This is a genomic window from Roseateles flavus, from assembly GCF_039872765.1.
In the GTDB taxonomy this organism is placed as follows: domain Bacteria; phylum Pseudomonadota; class Gammaproteobacteria; order Burkholderiales; family Burkholderiaceae_C; genus Roseateles_B; species Roseateles_B flavus.
The window spans coordinates 23,305-40,804 of the sequence record NZ_JBDPZC010000018.1 but is presented as its reverse complement, the minus strand read 5'-3'; the positions used below and the strand labels follow the sequence as shown (position 1 = coordinate 40,804).

Here is a 17,500-nt window from a genome sequence, read left to right as displayed (position 1 = left end):
GCGCCATTGTGGTGCCTGCACCCGGAGGGCGGCAAGGGTCAGGTCATGCCAGATCGCTCAGGGGATGATCCTGGACCGTCCAGGGGCTCTGGAAGAAGGCGGCCACCATCTCGGGCGTCACGTCTTCGATGCGGGCGGGGTTCCAGCGCGGGGCGTGGTCCTTGTCGACGGCCAGGGCGCGGATGCCCTCCACCGTCTCGCTGGCCGCGCCCGGGCGCAGGTGGAAGCAGCGGTGAACCAAGTCGCGCTCCATGCGGAGATCGTCGGCCAGGCTCATCTGGCGGGCGCGGCGCACCTGCTCCAGCGTCACTGCCATCATCAGCGGCGAGCGCTTGCGCAGCGTGGCCAGGGCATGGCGCGCCCATTCGCTGTCATCGCTGGCCAGCGATTCCATGATGGCCTGCACGCTGGCGGCGCCGAAGTGGCGGTCGATCTGGCGGCGCAGCTCGCGGTGGTCCGGCGTGGGGGCCAGGTCCACGCGCTCCATGACGGTGGCCACCACATGCTCAGCGCTGGTCTGCAGGCCCTGGCGCAGCGCCTGGATCAGCTCGGGCAGCACGCTGCTCTTGACGTAAACATCGCCCAGGCCCATCTCGATGGCGTCGCCCGCGGCGATGGGCTGGCCGGTCAGCGCCAGCCACTCGCCCGTGAAGCCGGGGCACTGGCCCAGGAAGAAGCCGCCGCCGACGTCCGGGAAGAGGCCGATGTTGGTCTCGGGCATGGCCAGTTTGGAATGCTCGGTCAGCACGCGCAGGCGGGCGCCCTGGCTGATGCCCATGCCGCCGCCCATCACCACCCCGTCCATCAGGGCGATATAGGGCTTGGGGAAGCGGTGGATGAGGTGGTTGAGCGCGTATTCCTCGGTGAAGAAGTCCTCCAGGGCCGAGTCCCCGGCCAGCGCGGCCTGGTGGAAGAAGCGGATGTCCCCGCCGGCGCAGAAAGCCGCCGGCTTGCCCTCGCGGCCCTGGCCCAGGACAACCACGGCCTGGATGCCGGGCTCGGCGGCCCACGCCTTCAGCAGGGTGGTCAGGTCGCGGATCATGGCCAGCGAGAGCGCATTGAGCGCCTGCGGGCGGTTCAGCGTGATCAGGCCCAGGCAGCCGTTCACCTCGGCCAGGATCTGGCCCTCGGACTGCAATTGCGGGATCAGGGGGGACGTCATGACTACTCCGTTTTATTGTTCAGGGCGCGTGGCCTTCAGCAGGCTCCTCAACGCACGCGCCGCCAGCCCAGCCATTCATTGCCGACCAGCGCGGCCAGCACCATAGCACCACCCCAGAGGGCGGAGGAAGACGGGACTTCCCCCGCGCCCCACCACGCCCACAACACCCCGAAGATCACCTCGAGCAGGCCCAGCAGGGCCACCTCGGGTGCCGGCAGCACGCGGGTGAGGCGCACGACCAGCAGGCAGGGAATGGCCAGCTGCGTCAGGCCCAGGCCGGCCAGCAGGGTCAGGTCATGCGAGGTGGCCTCGAAGGGCCAGGCCATGGGCAGCGTCATCAGGGCAGACAGCAAGGCGCCGATCAGCACCGCCGGCAGCATGTCCGGCTTCTCCGTCGAGGCGTCGCTGTGGGCAATGCGCTGCAGCAAGGTCCAGTTGGTGGCGGCCGCCAGCGGCACGGCCAGGGCCACGCCCATGCCGGCCAGGCTGGCCGCGCTGCCCTGCATCTCGTGCCCGAACATCCAGGCGATGCCCGCGCTGCCCAGCACGATGGCGATCCAGGTCCGCAGCGGCAGCCGGTGGTGCAGGAAGAGCCGCGAGAACAAGGCCGTCAACAGCGGCCCCAGCGCCATCGTGACCAGCACATTGGCGACCGTGGTCATGGTGATGGCCATCATGAAGGCCGTGAACATCACCGACCAGCACAGCCCCGAGATCCACACCGCCCGCGGCATGCGCGGCAGTTGCCGCCAGAACGCCGCACCGCGCATCCACGACAGCGCCAGCACCAGCGAGAGCGCGTTGAAGGCGCTGCGCCAGAACGTCACCTCAAAGCCTCGGGCGACCTCCAGATGCCGCGACACCACCCCTGCCGTGCTCCACAGCAGGGTCACCAGAATCATCAACAGGACAGCTCGACGATGGCTCATCACGACAAAGCGGCCCCAGCGGGGCCGCTCTCAACTATCTGGCTAGAACCCCCTCCCGGAGGGGGGCTGGGGGGAGCAACATGCCTGCGCGCAGCGCATGGCGCGCGAGGATGCAGCCTCAGGCTGCAGATTCGCGCGACATGCGCTTGCGCTCGTGCTCGACGAGGTAGCGCTTGCGCAGACGCACGCTCTTGGGCGTGATCTCGACCAGCTCGTCGTCATCGATGAAGTCCACGCCGTACTCCAGCGTGAGGTCGATCGGCGGTGTGATCTTGATCGCGTCTTCCTTGCCGCTGACACGGAAGTTGGTCAGCTGCTTGGTGCGGGTGGCGTTGACCACCAGGTCGTTCTCGCGGTTGTGGATACCGACGATCATGCCCTCGTAGACCGGATCATTGGCCTTGACGAACATGCGGCCGCGGTCGTCCAGCTTGCCCAGGGCGTAGGTGAAGATCTCACCGGCGTCCATGGAGATCAGCACGCCGTTCTTGCGGCCTCCGATCTCGCCCTTGTGCGGCTCGTAGCCATCGAAGATGGAGGAGATCAGGCCCGAACCGCGCGTCAGGTTCATGAACTCGTTGGAGAAGCCGATCAGGCCGCGGGCCGGGATGCGGTACTCGAGGCGCACACGGCCGTGGCCGTCCGGCTCCATGTTGACCAGGTCGCCCTTGCGCAGACCCAGGGCCTGCATCACGCCACCCTGGTGGATTTCTTCCACGTCGGCCGTCACCAGCTCCATGGGCTCGCACTTCACGCCGTCGATGTCCTTGAACATCACGCGGGGCTTGGACACGGCCAGCTCGTAGCCTTCACGGCGCATGTTCTCCAGCAGGATGGTCAGGTGCAGTTCGCCACGGCCGCAGACCTCAAAGACGCCGTCTTCGTCGGTTTCCTTCACGCGCAGGGCCACGTTGTGCTGCAGTTCCTTCTGCAGGCGGTCCCAGATCTGGCGGCTGGTGACGTACTTGCCTTCGCGACCGGCCAGCGGGCTGGTGTTGACGCAGAAGTTCATCGTCAGCGTCGGCTCGTCAACCTTCAGCATGGGCAGCGGCTGAGGATTGAGCGGGTCGGTGACGGTCACACCGATCCCGACTTCGTCGATGCCGTTGATCAGCACGATATTGCCCGGGCCGGCCTCGGTGACCTGCACGCGGTCCAGCCCCTGGAAGGTCAGCACCTGGTTGATACGGCCGGTGACGGTCTTGCCATCCGGGCCTTCCATCACGGCCACGTTCATGCCGGGCTTGATGGTGCCCTGGCTGATGCGGCCCACGCCGATGCGGCCGACGAAGGTCGAGAAATCCAGCGCCGAGATCTGCAGCTGCAGCGGTGCATCGGGGTCACCCTTCTGCGGCGGCACATGCTTCAGGATGGTGTTGAACAGGGCCGACATGTCGGGGCCCCACTGGGCGCCGGGCTCGCCCTCTTCCAGCGAGGTCCAGCCGTTGATGCCCGAGGCGTAGACCACGGGGAAGTCCAGCTGTTCGTCCGTGGCGCCCAGCTTGTCGAACAGGTCGAAGGCGGCGTTGATCACGGAGTCCGGCTTGGCGCCGGGCTTGTCCACCTTGTTGACCACGACGATGGGGCGCAGGCCCAGGGCCAGGGCCTTCTTGGTCACGAAACGCGTCTGGGGCATGGGGCCCTCTTGCGCATCGATCAGCAGCACCACGCCGTCCACCATGGACAGGGCGCGCTCCACTTCGCCGCCGAAGTCCGCGTGGCCCGGGGTGTCCACGATGTTGATGTGGGTGCCTTCCCAGGACACGGCGCAGTTCTTGGCCAGGATGGTGATGCCGCGCTCGCGCTCGATGGCATTGCTGTCCATCACGGTGTCGACGACCTTCTCGTGGTCGGCGAAGGTGCCGCTCTGGCGCAGGAGCTGGTCCACCATGGTGGTCTTGCCATGGTCAACGTGGGCAATGATGGCGATGTTGCGGATTTGGGTGCTCATAAATGCTCGCTAGGTAATCGTCTTGCGGCGCGGAACCGAAGTGCCGCCGCGGGGCAGTCGTTGGGCCGGTGTGGCCGAGGAATCAGCCGGATCAGGTGCCGGGCCCGGCCAGGAGGGACTGCACCTCCTGCGGACTCAGCAGCCGATCGGCGATCAGCTCGCCGGCCTTCACGTGTGCGCTGCCCAGGAATGCTTGCGGTTCAGGTCCGTAGACCCTCACCTGCCCGGCATCTGCGGCGGCAACGCGTCGCCGCAGGCCCGAGAGGAATCGCCCGGCCTCGTCGGCATCCAGCCGAAGGGCGGGCCAGTCCTGCAGCAGGCTGTCCGGCGGGCGCAAGAGCGCCAGTCGCTCGTCTTCACTCATGGCCGCCAGGGCGTCCAGGGTGATGGCATCTTCCACCCGCAGCGGACCGCTGCCGGTGCGCCGCAGCGCGCTCAGGTGCGCGCCGCAGCCCAGCCGCTCGCCGATGTCCTCGCCCAGGGTGCGGATGTAGGTGCCCTTGGTGCATCGGACGGCAATGCGGAGTTGTTGGATCTCGCCATCCTGCCAGTCGAGGATGTCGATGCGATGAATGGTGACGCGCCGCGCCGGGCGCTCGATGGTGATGCCCTGCCGTGCGTAGTCGTATAGCGCCTTGCCCTCGTGCTTGAGCGCCGAGTGCATGGGCGGGACCTGGTCTATCTCGCCCGTGAAGGCGGCGCAGGCGGCCTCGATCTGCTCGCGCGTCACGTCCACCGGGCGGCGCTGCAGGACCTCGCCCTCGGCGTCGCCGGTGCTGGTCTTGACGCCCAGTTGCAGCACGGCCTCGTAGGCCTTGTCGGCGTCCAGGCTGACCTGGCTGAACTTGGTGCCCGCGCCGAAGCACAGGGGCAGCAAGCCGGTGGCCAGCGGGTCCAGGGTGCCGGTGTGGCCGGCCTTTTCGGCACGCAGCAGCCACTTCGCCTTTTGCAATGCGTCGTTGCTGGACAGGCCCAGGGGCTTGTCCAGCAGGAGCACGCCATGCACCGGCCGGCGCTGGATGCGCTGGCGCGGGGCACGGGCCGGCGCTGCGGGCGCCTGCTCGGGGGCGAGGTCGGGGGTACGGCTCAAGAGTCTCTTCTCAGGGATGGCGAGTCGGCGCGCGGCTCAGTCCTCGCGGTCGTCGTCTTCGTCCTTCACGCGGGTGGCATTGGCCTTGGCGATCAGGCTGCTCATCTCGGCCGCGCGCTCGATGCTGCGGTCGTAATGGAAATGCAGGGTGGGGACGGTGTGGATCTGCAGACGTTTGAACAGGCCGTTGCGCAGGAAGCCGGCGGCCTCGTTCAGCGCGGCGGCCGACGCCTCCGGGTCACCGACCAGCACCGAGAAGAAGACCTTGGCGTGGGCGTAGTCCGGCGTCACCTCGACGGCATTGACCGTGGCCATGCCGACGCGGGGATCCTTCAGCTCACGGATGAGCTCGGAGAGGTCGCGCTGGATCTGGTCGGCCACACGGAAGCCGCGGTTGGGAATGGAACGCTTGTGTCGCATGGTGGATTCCTTTCAAGCACAAACCCCGCCGCATTGCTGAGGCGGGGTTTGTCGGCCGGGGCCCGCTTGCCTTGTTACAGCGTACGCGCCACTTCCTTGATTTCAAAGAACTCGAGCTGGTCGCCCTCGGCGATGTCGTTGTAGTTCTTGAGCTTGATACCGCACTCGAAGCCTTCCTTGACTTCCTTGACGTCGTCCTTCTCGCGGCGGACGGATTCGACCTCGCCCGTGTAGATGACGATGTTGTCGCGCAGCAGGCGGAACTTGGCGTTGCGGCGCACCAGGCCGGAGGTGACCATGGAGCCGGCCACCGTACCGATCTTGGAGGCCACGAAGACCACGCGGATCTCGGCCGTGCCCAGCGCTTCTTCCTTCTGCTCCGGCGCCAGCATGCCGCCCATCGCTGCCTTCACCTCATCCACGGCGTCGTAGATGATGTTGTAGTAGCGCAGGTCCACGCCGTTGTGCTCGGCCAGCTTGCGGGCACCCGCGTCAGCACGGGTGTTGAAGCCGATGATGATGGCCTTGGAGGCGATCGCCAGGTTGACGTCGGACTCGCTGATGCCACCCACGGCGGCGTGCACGATCTGCACCTTGACCTCGTCGGTCGAGAGCTTGAGCAGAGAAGCGGCCAGGGCTTCCTGCGAGCCTTGCACGTCGGCCTTGATGATCAGCGGCAGGGTCTGGACATCGCCGGCGGCCATGTCGGAGAACATGTTCTCCAGCTTGGCGGCCTGCTGCTTGGCCAGCTTGACGTCGCGGTACTTGCCCTGGCGGAAGGTGGCCACCTCACGGGCGCGGCGCTCGTCGCCCAGCACCATGAACTCGTCACCGGCCTGCGGCACTTCGGTCAGGCCCTGAATTTCCACCGGGATGGAAGGACCGGCTTCCTGGCAAGGCTTGCCGTCCTCGTCCAGCATGGCGCGCACGCGGCCGTAGGTCGAGCCGGCCAGCACCACGTCGCCGCGCTTGAGCGTACCGCTCTGCACCAGCACCGTGGCCACGGGGCCGCGGCCCTTGTCCAGCTTGGCTTCGATGACCAGGCCCTTGGCCATGGAGGCCACCGGGGCCTTGAGCTCCAGCACTTCGGCCTGCAGCAGGACTTGCTCTAGCAGGCTGTCGATGCCTTCACCGGTCTTGGCGGACACGGGCACGAAGGGCGAATCGCCGCCGAATTCTTCCGGCACGACTTCCTCGGCCACCAGTTCGCTCTTCACGCGATCCAGGTTGGCGCCGGGCTTGTCGATCTTGTTGATCGCCACGACCAGGGGCACGCCAGCCGCCTTGGCATGGTGGATGGCTTCCTTGGTCTGGGGCATGACGCCGTCATCGGCCGCAACGACCAGGATGACGATGTCAGTGGCCTTGGCACCGCGGGCACGCATGGCCGTGAAGGCCTCGTGACCCGGGGTGTCCAGGAAGCTGATCATGCCGCGCGGCGTGTCGACGTGGTAAGCGCCGATGTGCTGCGTGATGCCGCCAGCTTCGCCAGCCGCGACGCGGGCACGGCGGATGTAGTCCAGTAGCGAGGTCTTGCCGTGGTCGACGTGGCCCATGACGGTCACGACCGGTGCGCGCGGCAGCAGCTCGTGTTCCTTGTCGGCGTCGGCGCCCTCTTCTTCCAGGAAGGCATCCGGATCGTCCAGCTTGGCGGCGAACGCCTTGTGGCCCATTTCCTCGACCACGATCATGGCCGTTTCCTGGTCCAGCTGCTGGTTGATGGTGACCATCTGGCCCAGCAGCATCAGCTTCTTGATGACCTCGGACGCCTTGATGGACATCTTGTGGGCCAGGTCCGCGACCGAGATGGTCTCGGGCACGTGCACTTCCTGGATCACCGGTTCCGTCGGGGCGGCGTAGTTGCTGTTGCCACCGCGGTCATTGCGGTCGCCACGACGGCCTGCGCCACCCTTGGGCGCGCGCCAGCCCGGCGTGCTGCGAGCCGCACCTGCGGGAGCGGTGTCGCCACGGGTCTTGAGGCCGCGCTTCTTGGCGGCGTCATCGGCCCAGCTCGACGAGAGCTTCTCGCTCTTGACGGACTTCTTGTCACCCGGCTTGGCGCCGGCACCGGCATTGGCCGTGGCAGGCGTGGCAGCGCCCGGAGCGCCCGGCTTCTTGTGGATGGTGCCCTTGATTTCCTTGGCAGGCTCGGCGGGCTTGGGCTCTTCCTTCTTCGCGACCAGCACCTTCTTGGGTGCGTTCATCATCGCGCGGATGGCGGCGGCCTCGGCCTCGGCGGCCTTGCGGCGGCGTTCCAGGTCGGCCTGGCGCTGCTTTTCGTCGGCGGCACTGTCACCGGCCTTGACGACGCGCAGCTGGGGCTTGGGCGGTTCGGCCGGTGCGGCGGCGGCGGCCACGGGCGCAGGCGCCGGGGCGGCCACGGGCGCGGGAGCCGGCGCAGCGGGTGCGGGCGCGGGCTTGCCTTCGGCGGCGGCCTTGGAGGCGGCTTCGGCGGCGGCCTTGGCGGCGGCTTCGGCGGCGGCCTTGGCGGCGGCTTCGGCAGCGGCCTTGGCTTCGGCTTCGGCGGCCATGCGAGCTTCCTCGTCGCGGCGGCGCTGTTCCTCTGCTTCGCGGGCACGGCGCTCGGCTTCCTCACGCTCGCGCATGCGGGTCGCCAGCTCCTCTTCCTGCTTGCGCAGGGCGTCGGCCTGGGCGCGGGCTTCTTCCTCGCGGCGCTGCAGCTCGGCTTCCTGCTCGGCCTGCAGATTGGATTCGTCCACGCCGGAAGCATCGTCACGCTTGACGAACACGCGCTTCTTGCGCACTTCGACCTGGATGGTGCGGGCCTTGCCGCTGGCATCGGCCTGCTTGATCTCGCTGGTCGACTTGCGGGTCAGCGTGATCTTCTTGCGTTCGGCGCTGCTGGTGCCATGCGCGGTGCGCAGGTAGTCCAGCAGACGCTCCTTGTCGGCTTCGTTGAGCGCATCTTCGGCAGACGCCTTCTTGACGCCGGCAGCCTGAAGCTGCTCAAGCAGCGTGCTGGCAGGCCTGTTCAGCTCTGCAGCAAACTGGGCGACGGTGGTCACAGCCATGTGGGGATCCTTCTGGGTAATCTGGGTGCGAATGGTTGCGTGCCTGCGGATCAGGCGTTGAACCAGTGTTCGCGGGCCTTCATGATCATGGCGCGGGCCTGAGCCTCGTCCATGCCGGCCAGTTCAACGAGTTCATCGACGGCCAGGTCGGCCAGGTCGTCGCGGGTATGGATGTCACCGTCGGCGAGCTTGGCGATCAGGTCGGGCGTCACGCCCTCCAGATCGCGCAGGTCTTGGGACACTTCCTCGACCTTTTCCTCGCGGGCAATTTCCATGGTCAGCAGCGCATCCTTGGCACGGGCGCGCAACTCGTTGACTGTGTCCTCGTCGAAGGCCTCGACTTCCAGCATTTCCTGCATGGGCACATAGGCCACTTCTTCCAGGCTGGTGAACCCTTCGGCGATCAGGATATCGGCCACTTCCTCGTCCACATCGAGCTTGTCGACGAAGAGCTTGCGGACCGATTCCGACTCCTGAGCTTGCTTGGCGGCCGATTCCTCGGCCGTCATGATGTTGATGCGCCAGCCCGTCAGCTCAGAGGCCAGGCGCACGTTCTGACCACCGCGACCGATCGCGATGGCCAGATTCTCTTCGTCCACGACCACATCCATGGCGTGGCGCTCCTCGTCCACCACGATGGACTGGACGTTGGCCGGCGCCAGGGCGCCGATCACGAACTGGGCAGGGTCTTCCGACCACAGCACGATGTCCACGCGCTCGCCGGCCAGCTCATTGGTCACGCCGTTGACGCGCGAACCGCGCACTCCCACGCAGGTGCCGATGGGGTCGACGCGCTTGTCGTGCGACAGCACGGCGATCTTGGCGCGCGAGCCGGAGTCACGGGCGCAGCTCTTGATCTCCAGCAGGCCCTGCTCGATCTCGGGCACTTCCTGGGCGAACAGCTCCTTCATGAATTCGGGGCTGGAGCGCGAGAGCATGATCTGCGGGCCACGCTGGGTGGGGTCCACGCCGAGGATCACGGCACGCACGCGGTCACCGGTGCGCAGGTTTTCCTTGGGGATCATCTCGTTGCGGCGCAGGCGCGCTTCCACGCGGCCAGACTCGGCAATGATGTCGCCCTTGTCCAGGCGCTTGACAGTGCCGATGAAGATCTTCTCGCCGCGCGAGAGGAAGTCGTTCAGCAGCTGCTCGCGCTCGGCGTCACGGATCTTCTGCAGGATGACCTGCTTGGCGGCCTGCGCGCCGATACGGCCGATGGGCACGGATTCGACGGGCTCTTCGATGTGGTCATCAATCTCGATGTCGGGGATCTGCTCCTGGGCTTCGAAGAGCAGGATCTCGGCGTCGGCGTTCTGCAGGCCGGCCTCGTTGGGCACGACGTGCCAGCGGCGGAAGGTCTCGTACTCGCCGGAGTCACGGTCGATGGCCACACGGATGTCGACCTCACCGCCATACAACTTCTTGGTGGCCGAAGCCAGGGCCGCTTCCACGGCACCAAACACCACATCACGCTCCACGCTCTTCTCGCGGGAAATGGCGTCCACCAGCATCAACAGTTCGCGGTTCATTGATCGAGACCTCCGTCAACCTTGTCATCCTGATCGGCAGTCTCGACAGACTGCCGGGCCTTGGCGTTGCTCTGCTTCTTCTTCGCAGGTTTCGCGGCCTTGGCCTTCATTGCTGCGGCCTGCCCGGGAGTGGCAGCGCCCTTGGGGGCGGCATTGCGCCCCTTGAAAGTGATTTCCGGCACCAGCTTGGCGCTGCGGACCTCGTCCAGCGCGAAGTCCAGGGCCTGATCGCCCTTGCCGTCATTGAAGACCACGCGCCAGCCCTCGCCCTCGGCAGACAGGACACCGCGGTACTTCTTGCGGCCCTGGAAGGCCTCACGCAGGGTGATCTCGACCTCGTGGCCGGCAAAGCGCTGGTAATCAGCCAGCTTGTTGAGCGGACGATCCACCCCCGGCGAGGACACCTCGAGCCGGGCGTAATCTGCACCTTCCACCTCCAGCACGTACTGCAGCTGGCGCGTCACGCGCTCGCAGTCGTCCACCGTGATCACCTCACCGGCCAGCGCCTGCTCAGGCAGCTTGTCGATGTAGACGCGCAGCAAACCGCCGGCACTGCGCTCGCAGTCCACCAGCTCGTAACCCAGACCGGTCACGGTTTTCTCTACAGCAGCTTGCCAATTCGTCATGCGTTCGGTGTGGGCTTCTAGTCTCTCGAGGAGCAAAAAACAGCAGTCAAAAAGCGCCTGAAGCTCTGCCGCACGGGCACGTTGACTCGGCTTTCGCCGGGCCAGCGCGGACTCCCGCACCGCAGAGCACTCAAGCGGTCGCTCGACCGATGACCCGCGCCTCAAGGACTCAGGTCACCCATCAAACAGAAAACTTCAGAACAAAAGTTCCATCGCCAGATCAAGCAAAAAAAATGGGCTGGAAAAATCCGCCCACATCTGAGTGCCATTCAAGTTCATGAAAGCACCCTCTGCCAGACATGCACCTGGGTGCATGTCGCCTGAAGCTTCTCGCGCTGTGCCTTGAACCAACCGGCACCGCCGCCAATCAAACCAACAGGCGCTTCACTTATTCAGCGAAGCCAGGATTGTACTATGCAAGCACCATGCCCGCAAGAACCCGGCTTGCCCTGAAACGAGGCCGTGCGAGAATCCCGCGCTGATTTGAACATTGATACCAAGGAGCAGACATGGGATTTCTCGCCGGCAAGCGCCTGCTGATCACGGGCGTCCTTTCGAACCGGTCGATTGCCTATGGCATTGCCAAGGCCTGCCACCGCGAAGGCGCCGAGCTGGCCTTCAGCTACGTGGGCGAGCGCTTCAAGGACCGCATCACCGAATTCGCCGCCGAATTCGACTCCAAGCTGGTCTTCGAATGCGACGTCTCCAGCGACGAGCAGATCGACAGCCTTTTCGCCCAGCTGGGCGAGGTCTGGCCCGAGTTTGACGGCTTCGTGCATTCCATCGGTTTCGCCCCCCGCGAGGCCATTGCCGGCAATTTCCTGGACGGCCTGACCCGCGAGAATTTCCGCATCGCCCACGACATCTCGGCCTACAGCTTCCCGGCCATGGCCAAGGCCGCCGCGCCGCGCCTGCGTTCGGGCGCCTCGCTGCTGACCCTGTCCTACCTGGGTGCAGACCGCTACGTGCCGAACTACAACACCATGGGCCTGGCCAAGGCTTCGCTGGAGTCCAGCGTGCGCTACCTGGCCTATGCCCTGGGCGAGCGCAACATCCGCGTCAACGGCATCTCCGCCGGCCCCATCAAGACCCTGGCCGCCTCGGGCATCAAGGATTTCGGCAAGCTGCTGACCCAGTTCGCCGCCACCACGCCCATCCGCCGCAATGTGACCATCGAGGATGTGGGCAACACCGCCGCCTTCCTCTTCTCCGACCTCTCGGGCGGCATCAGCTCGGAAGTGATCTACGTCGACGGCGGCTTCAGCCACGTGGCCCTCAGCGGGGAGTAACCCCCCTACCGCCTTCGCTGAGGAACAAAACGGGACCTGCTTCGGGTCCCGTTTTGTTTTTCAAGGCACACGCTTTGCCCGCAAATGCGGCGGCTCGATAGCGGTCAGCGGCCGTCCTTTTAGGGCAGCGAGTTTCATGTCGACAAAACAAAACGGGACCCTCGAGTCCCGTTTTGTTTTTCAGGCACGGAGCTTGGGGATCCGGCTCTGCCGGGCCTTCAAGCTCGCCCCCCTGGGGGGCCGGCGAAGCCGGTAGGGGGGAGTCAATTCTTGACGCAGTCGACGTAGTAGTGCGTCTTGCCGTTCTCGTCCTTCTCCGCCACCAGGCCGTGCACATCGGTCGCGAAGCCGGGGAACTTGACGTTGAACTCGCGGGTGAACTTGAGGTACTCGACGATCTTCTTGTTGAAGCGCTCGCCCGGGATCAGCAGGGGGATGCCGGGCGGGTAAGGCGTCAGCAGGGAAGTCGTGACGCGGCCTTCGAGCTTGTCGATCTCGACGCGCTCGGTGCGGCGATGCGCGATGTGCGCGTAGGCATCACTGGGCTTCATGGCGGGCTCGAGATCCGAGAGGTAGACCTCCGTCGTCAGGCGGGCAATGTCACCCTGGGCATAGGCCTCGTGGATGCTCTGGCACAGGTCGCGCAGGCCCATGCGCTCGTAGCGCGGCTGGGCCGCACAGAACTCCGGCATGATGCGCCACAGCGGCGCGTTGCGGTCGTAGTCGTCCTTGAACTGCTGCAGCGCGGTCAGCAGCGTGTTCCAGCGGCCCTTGGTGATGCCGATGGTGAACAGGATGAAGAAGGAGTACAGCCCCGTCTTCTCCACCACCACGCCATGCTCGGCCAGGAACTTGGTGACGATGCTGGCGGGGATGCCGGTCTTGGCGAACTTGCCGCTCATGTCCAGCCCCGGCGTGATCACTGTGGACTTGATCGGGTCCAGCATGTTGAAGCCGGCGGCCAGGTTGCCGAATCCATGCCACTTCTGGTTGGCCTTGAGCATCCAGTCCGCGGGCTTGCCGATGCCTTCATCGACCAGCTTGTCCGGCCCCCAGACCTTGAACCACCAGTCCTTGCCGTAATCGGCCTCGACCTTGCGCATGGCGCGGCGGAAGTCCAGGGCCTCGGCGATGCTCTCCTCCACCAGGGCCGGGCCGCCCGGCGCGTCCATCATGGCCGCAGCCACATCGCAGCTGGCGATGATGGAGTACTGCGGGCTGGTCGAGGTGTGCATCAGGTACGCCTCGTTGAACAGGTGCTTGTCCAGCTTGACGTTCTGCGCGTCCTGCACGAGCACCTGCGAGGCCTGACTGATGCCGGCCAGCAGCTTGTGCGTGGACTGCGTGGCATAGACCATGGCCTCCTTCGGACGCGCGCGGTTCTTGCCCATCGCGTGGTAGGAGCCGTAGAAGGTGTGGAAGGCGGCGTGCGGCAGCCAGGCTTCGTCGAAGTGAAGCGTGTCGATCCAGCCGTCCAGCTTCTGCTTGATGGTCTCGGTGTTGTAGAGCACGCCGTCGTAGGTGCTCTGGGTCAGCGTCATGATGCGCGGCTTGACCTTCTTGGCGTCCACGCCCTTGAGCAGCGGGTTCTTGGCGATCTTCTTGCGGATGTTCTCCGGGGCGAACTCGCTCTCGGGGATGGGGCCGATGATGCCGTAGTGGTTGCGCGTGGGCGTCATGAAGACCGGCACCGCGCCGGTCATGATGATGCTGTGCAGGATGCTCTTGTGGCAGTTGCGGTCCACCACCACCACGTCGCCCGGGGCCACCGTGTGGTGCCACACCATCTTGTTGGACGTGGACGTGCCGTTGGTGACGAAGAAGCAGTGGTCGGCATTGAAGATGCGCGCGGCGTTCTTCTCCGACTCCGCCACCGGGCCCGTGTGATCCAGCAGCTGGCCCAGCTCCTCCACGGCATTGCAGACGTCGGCGCGCAGCATGTTCTCGCCGAAGAACTGGTGGAACATCTGGCCCACCGGGCTCTTCAGGAAGGCCACGCCACCCGAGTGGCCGGGGCAGTGCCAGGAGTAGGAGCCGTCCTGGGCATAGTCCATCAGCGCCTTGAAGAAGGGGGGCGCCAGGCCGTCCAGATAGCTCTTGGCCTCGCGGATGATGTGGCGGGCCACGAACTCCGGCGTGTCCTCGAACATGTGAATGAAGCCATGCAGCTCGCGCAGCACGTCGTTGGGCAAGTGCTGCGAGGTGCGAGTCTCGCCGTAGACGTAGATGGGAATGTCCGCATTCTTGAAGCGGATCTCCTCGATGAACTTGCGCAGGTTCAGCACCGCCGGATCCAGCTCGGGGCCGGGAGTGAACTCCTCGTCATCGATGGACAGGATGAAGGCGCTGGCCCGGCTCTGCTGCTGGGCGAACTGCGACAAGTCGCCGTAGCTGGTCACGCCCAGCACCTCGAAGCCTTCCTTCTGGATGGCGTCGGCGAGGGCACGGATGCCCAGACCCGAGGTGTTCTCGGAGCGGTAGTCCTCGTCAATGATGACGATGGGGAAACGGAAACGCAGCATTTCAGGGCCCTCCGGGAACACGGGCGAAAAATCAAAGGCGCGAAGTGTAGGGCTAGCAGCTGACAGCGCAAGATCCAATTTCGCTTTGTCGCACAAACAGAACGGCAAGCCGGCAAAAGCCGGGCGATACACTCAGTTCACATCATGAAATAAAGGAGGACGAGATGGGATTCGACGCTTCGACCTGGTGGTGGATTGCCACCGGCATCCTGGTCGCCACGGAGCTCTACACGGGCACCTTCTACCTGCTGATGCTGGCTATCGGTACGGCCTGCGCAGCCCTTTCGGCCCATGCCGGCCTGGCCAGCGTGGGGCAGATGATCACCGCAGCCCTCGTGGGCGGCCTGGCCGTCACGCTGTGGCACCGCCGCCAGCTGGCGCGCCGCAGCCAAGAGCCGCAAGCCCCGGCAGGCCACAACCCGGACGTGCTGCTGGACATCGGCCAGCAGGTGCAGGTGGACGCCTGGCAGCCCGGCGGCCATGCCACCGTGCGCTACCGCGGCGCCAGCTGGCAGGCCCGCTACGCCGGCAGCGCCACACCGCAGTCCGGCGTGCACACCATCCGCGGCGTCGACGGCAGCACACTGCTGCTGGACGCCTGAAGCCCTGCCCTGCCCCGCTCCATTCATCAAGAACCCCAAGGAGGATTCATGGAACTCATCGCGCTGGTGATCCTCATCGCCGCAGCCATCTTCGTCATCCAGTCCGTCAAGGTCGTGCCCCAGCAGAACGCCTGGGTGGTCGAGCGCCTGGGCAAGTACCACGCCACCCTCACCCCGGGTCTGAGCTTTCTGGTGCCCTTCGTGGACCGCCTGGCCTACCGCCACTCGCTGAAGGAGATCCCGCTGGACGTGCCCAGCCAGATCTGCATCACCAAGGACAACACCCAGCTGACGGTGGACGGCATCCTGTACTTCCAGGTCACCGACCCCATGCGTGCGAGCTACGGCTCCAGCAACTACATCATCGCCATCACCCAGCTGGCGCAGACCACGCTGCGTTCGGTGATCGGCCGCATGGAGCTGGACAAGACCTTCGAGGAGCGCGAGATCATCAACAGTGCCGTGGTGCAGGCCCTGGACGAGGCCGCACTCAACTGGGGCGTCAAGGTGCTGCGCTACGAGATCAAGGACCTGACCCCGCCGGCCGAGATCCTGCGCGCCATGCAGGCCCAGATCACCGCCGAGCGTGACAAGCGTGCCCTGATCGCCGCCTCGGAAGGCCGCCGCCAGGAGCAGATCAACATCGCCACCGGCGAGCGCGAAGCCTCCATCGCCCGCTCCGAAGGCGAGAAGCAGGCCGAGATCAACAAGGCCGAGGGCGAGGCCGCCGCCATCCTGGCCGTGGCCGGCGCCAGCGCCGAGGCCATCCGCCAGATCGCAGCGGCCATCCAGTCCCCCGGCGGCGAGCAGGCCGTGCAGCTGAAGGTGGCCGAGAAGGCGGTCGAGGCCTATGCCCAGCTGGCCCAGAAGAACAACACCATGATCGTGCCCAACAACATGGGCGAGGTCTCCGGCCTGATCGGCACGGCGATGGCCCTGATCAAGGGCGGCAAGGCCTGAACTCCGCCCCGGCCGCCGGCCCCGCGGGAAGCCTCCGCAGAAAATATTCAAAAATTTACCGAAGTTTCCTGGCGGCCCAAAAAACTGCGCTATGATGGCGGGCTTCGGAGAGATGGATGAGTGGTTTAAGTCGCACGCCTGGAAAGCGTGTGTGGGTTAACAGCCCACCGCGGGTTCGAATCCCGCTCTCTCCGCCACTACACCCCATGAAAAGCCGCTTCTAGCGGCTTTTTTCATTTCTACCCACAAATCAACCCACAACTGAGCTTGAGATGCGGTGAGCATCTTTGGGTTGCGTTGAGCGTCAAGTTTGTGACCAAGGCCACAAAAGACTGCACTGGCATGCGCCAGCGGCACGCGCGTTGGCTCAGACCTCATTGGCGTTGTTAGTCTTTGAGGATGAGCACAGCAACCACAAAGAACCGCCCCACGGGAATCGACGTACAAGAGTACAAAGGCTACGAGAAGTGGACCTTCAAGCGATGGGCATGGGAATTCCTGCGCCGCAATCCCGACTTCGCCAAGCAATGCACAGCGGCAGGCGATGACGCGACGGCTCAACAAGCGGTCGCGAACGAGTTCGGCTTGAAGCGCTTCAAGCACTACAAGTCTGCATACGGCCATGCCCCAAAGCCCAGCTTTAGCGATGCGGCGGTCACGAGCTGGTCTTGGCAGCAAGATCAGCCTCGCAAGCCCAAGCCGCGACTCTCACGTGGGCAAGTCGTCATCCGCTTCGACCTGTCCGCGACGACCAAGGACGTGGCCGCACTGGAAGCGCAACTTCGCAACGCCAAATCGCTTCTGACGAAGAGGCAACGCACCTACCTTCAGGAGATTGGTGCGCCGGAGCCCAAGGCCCATAGGAACAAGCCGATGTTCTTCCTCCAGAGCCTTCGCCTACTGGACCTCATGAACTATGGCGCAAAGCACAAGGTCACAGATGCGCAGGCTTGGATGATCGTGAATTCCGGACTAGCCCTTCATGAGGCCCGAACCAGGACAGATGCTCTGACATCCCAAGAGGTGGCCAAACCCCGCGCACTTGCACGGGAAATGGCCGCCAGCGGATACAGGCACTTGGCAAATCGGAGCGGCAGTCCGAATCCGAAAGAATTCGCCGGCAATGGCAGGCGAGATGGCTCAGCCTAACTTGCCTCAGCATGACTACCCGGAGCGGCGGGAAGCGACGGCGGCGATGAGCTCGGTCCACTTGACTGCGGGCGCCGGCTAGGATTGAACGGCGCGCTTGCAAGCCCTGACCGCCGAACGGTCCTGGCCGAATGGTGGCTCTGCAGCGTTGGCTGCCACTCAACCAGCCCACCGCCAGGGTCCGCTGTCGGCCACAACCGGTCGTTTGCTTGCGGCGGCTATCGGGTAGGCTGTCGGAA

Annotated in this window: 12 protein-coding genes, 1 tRNA gene and 1 pseudogene; 5 read left to right on the top strand and 9 right to left on the bottom strand. The window is 65.4% G+C overall.

What is annotated here, in order from left to right:
- Positions 1 to 43: 43 nt before the first annotated feature.
- From ABDJ40_RS23465 to rimP, 8 genes and pseudogenes are all read right to left on the bottom strand, one after another.
- Positions 44 to 1,162, bottom strand: coding sequence for an enoyl-CoA hydratase/isomerase family protein (locus ABDJ40_RS23465; RefSeq protein WP_347613382.1), 1,119 nt, complete (start codon positions 1,160 to 1,162; stop codon positions 44 to 46).
- Positions 1,163 to 1,209: 47 nt separating this feature from the next.
- Positions 1,210 to 2,091: a DMT family transporter gene (locus ABDJ40_RS23460; RefSeq protein ID WP_347613379.1), complete on the bottom strand. Its 882-nt coding sequence runs from the start codon at positions 2,089 to 2,091 to the stop codon at positions 1,210 to 1,212.
- A 118-nt stretch (positions 2,092 to 2,209) separates the two neighbouring features.
- A complete protein-coding gene (typA, locus tag ABDJ40_RS23455) occupies positions 2,210 to 4,042 on the bottom strand; it encodes a translational GTPase TypA (protein ID WP_269633206.1) in 1,833 nt (610 codons plus the stop codon).
- A gap of 91 nt (positions 4,043 to 4,133) precedes the next feature.
- Positions 4,134 to 5,132: a tRNA pseudouridine(55) synthase TruB gene (gene truB / locus ABDJ40_RS23450; protein WP_430765675.1), complete on the bottom strand. Its 999-nt coding sequence runs from the start codon at positions 5,130 to 5,132 to the stop codon at positions 4,134 to 4,136.
- Positions 5,133 to 5,168: 36 nt separating this feature from the next.
- Positions 5,169 to 5,552 (bottom strand): 30S ribosome-binding factor RbfA, encoded by a 384-nt coding sequence (gene rbfA, locus ABDJ40_RS23445; protein WP_183104992.1) that lies wholly within the window; start codon positions 5,550 to 5,552, stop codon positions 5,169 to 5,171.
- 74 nt (positions 5,553 to 5,626) lie between these two features.
- Positions 5,627 to 8,584 carry a translation initiation factor IF-2 gene (gene infB, locus ABDJ40_RS23440; RefSeq protein WP_347613377.1) on the bottom strand — a complete coding sequence of 986 codons (2,958 nt, stop codon included), beginning with the start codon at positions 8,582 to 8,584 and terminating at the stop codon, positions 5,627 to 5,629.
- Positions 8,585 to 8,634: 50 nt separating this feature from the next.
- A complete protein-coding gene (nusA, locus tag ABDJ40_RS23435) occupies positions 8,635 to 10,113 on the bottom strand; it encodes a transcription termination factor NusA (protein ID WP_269633208.1) in 1,479 nt (492 codons plus the stop codon).
- A 143-nt stretch (positions 10,114 to 10,256) separates the two neighbouring features.
- Positions 10,257 to 10,739: pseudogene (rimP, locus tag ABDJ40_RS23430) on the bottom strand (ribosome maturation factor RimP); the annotation flags it as partial.
- A 509-nt stretch (positions 10,740 to 11,248) separates the two neighbouring features.
- Here rimP and fabI point away from each other — a divergent pair.
- Positions 11,249 to 12,028, top strand: a complete 780-nt coding sequence (fabI, locus tag ABDJ40_RS23425) for an enoyl-ACP reductase FabI (RefSeq protein WP_347613375.1) — start codon at positions 11,249 to 11,251, stop codon at positions 12,026 to 12,028.
- Between the two features lie 263 nt (positions 12,029 to 12,291).
- Here the strand turns inward: fabI and ABDJ40_RS23420 are convergent, their stop codons facing one another.
- On the bottom strand, positions 12,292 to 14,550 hold the full coding sequence (locus tag ABDJ40_RS23420; protein ID WP_347613373.1) for an Orn/Lys/Arg family decarboxylase: 2,259 nt from the start codon (positions 14,548 to 14,550) through the stop codon (positions 12,292 to 12,294).
- 164 nt (positions 14,551 to 14,714) lie between these two features.
- Here ABDJ40_RS23420 and ABDJ40_RS23415 point away from each other — a divergent pair, with 164 nt between their 5' ends.
- From ABDJ40_RS23415 to ABDJ40_RS23400, 4 genes are all read left to right on the top strand, one after another.
- Complete coding sequence (locus ABDJ40_RS23415) at positions 14,715 to 15,152, top strand: NfeD family protein (protein WP_347613370.1); 438 nt, start codon at positions 14,715 to 14,717, stop codon at positions 15,150 to 15,152.
- Between the two features lie 48 nt (positions 15,153 to 15,200).
- Positions 15,201 to 16,112 carry an SPFH domain-containing protein gene (locus ABDJ40_RS23410; protein ID WP_285983413.1) on the top strand — a complete coding sequence of 304 codons (912 nt, stop codon included), beginning with the start codon at positions 15,201 to 15,203 and terminating at the stop codon, positions 16,110 to 16,112.
- Positions 16,113 to 16,218: 106 nt separating this feature from the next.
- A tRNA-Ser gene (locus tag ABDJ40_RS23405) sits at positions 16,219 to 16,309 on the top strand.
- A 202-nt stretch (positions 16,310 to 16,511) separates the two neighbouring features.
- Positions 16,512 to 17,261, top strand: coding sequence for a transcriptional regulator domain-containing protein (locus ABDJ40_RS23400; protein ID WP_347613368.1), 750 nt, complete (start codon positions 16,512 to 16,514; stop codon positions 17,259 to 17,261).
- Positions 17,262 to 17,500 lie beyond the last annotated feature (239 nt).

Bases quoted from the DNA above. Each gene is read 5' to 3' on its own strand.
- ABDJ40_RS23465 (WP_347613382.1), bottom strand. From the start codon at position 1,162: ATGACGTCCCCCCTGATCCCGCAATTGCAGTCCGAGGGCCAGATCCTG.
- ABDJ40_RS23460 (WP_347613379.1), bottom strand. From the start codon at position 2,091: ATGAGCCATCGTCGAGCTGTCCTGTTGATGATTCTGGTGACCCTGCTG.
- typA (WP_269633206.1), bottom strand. From the start codon at position 4,042: ATGAGCACCCAAATCCGCAACATCGCCATCATTGCCCACGTTGACCAT.
- rbfA (WP_183104992.1), bottom strand. From the start codon at position 5,552: ATGCGACACAAGCGTTCCATTCCCAACCGCGGCTTCCGTGTGGCCGAC.
- infB (WP_347613377.1), bottom strand. From the start codon at position 8,584: ATGGCTGTGACCACCGTCGCCCAGTTTGCTGCAGAGCTGAACAGGCCT.
- nusA (WP_269633208.1), bottom strand. From the start codon at position 10,113: ATGAACCGCGAACTGTTGATGCTGGTGGACGCCATTTCCCGCGAGAAG.
- fabI (WP_347613375.1), top strand. From the start codon at position 11,249: ATGGGATTTCTCGCCGGCAAGCGCCTGCTGATCACGGGCGTCCTTTCG.
- ABDJ40_RS23420 (WP_347613373.1), bottom strand. From the start codon at position 14,550: ATGCTGCGTTTCCGTTTCCCCATCGTCATCATTGACGAGGACTACCGC.
- ABDJ40_RS23415 (WP_347613370.1), top strand. From the start codon at position 14,715: ATGGGATTCGACGCTTCGACCTGGTGGTGGATTGCCACCGGCATCCTG.
- ABDJ40_RS23410 (WP_285983413.1), top strand. From the start codon at position 15,201: ATGGAACTCATCGCGCTGGTGATCCTCATCGCCGCAGCCATCTTCGTC.
- ABDJ40_RS23400 (WP_347613368.1), top strand. From the start codon at position 16,512: ATGAGCACAGCAACCACAAAGAACCGCCCCACGGGAATCGACGTACAA.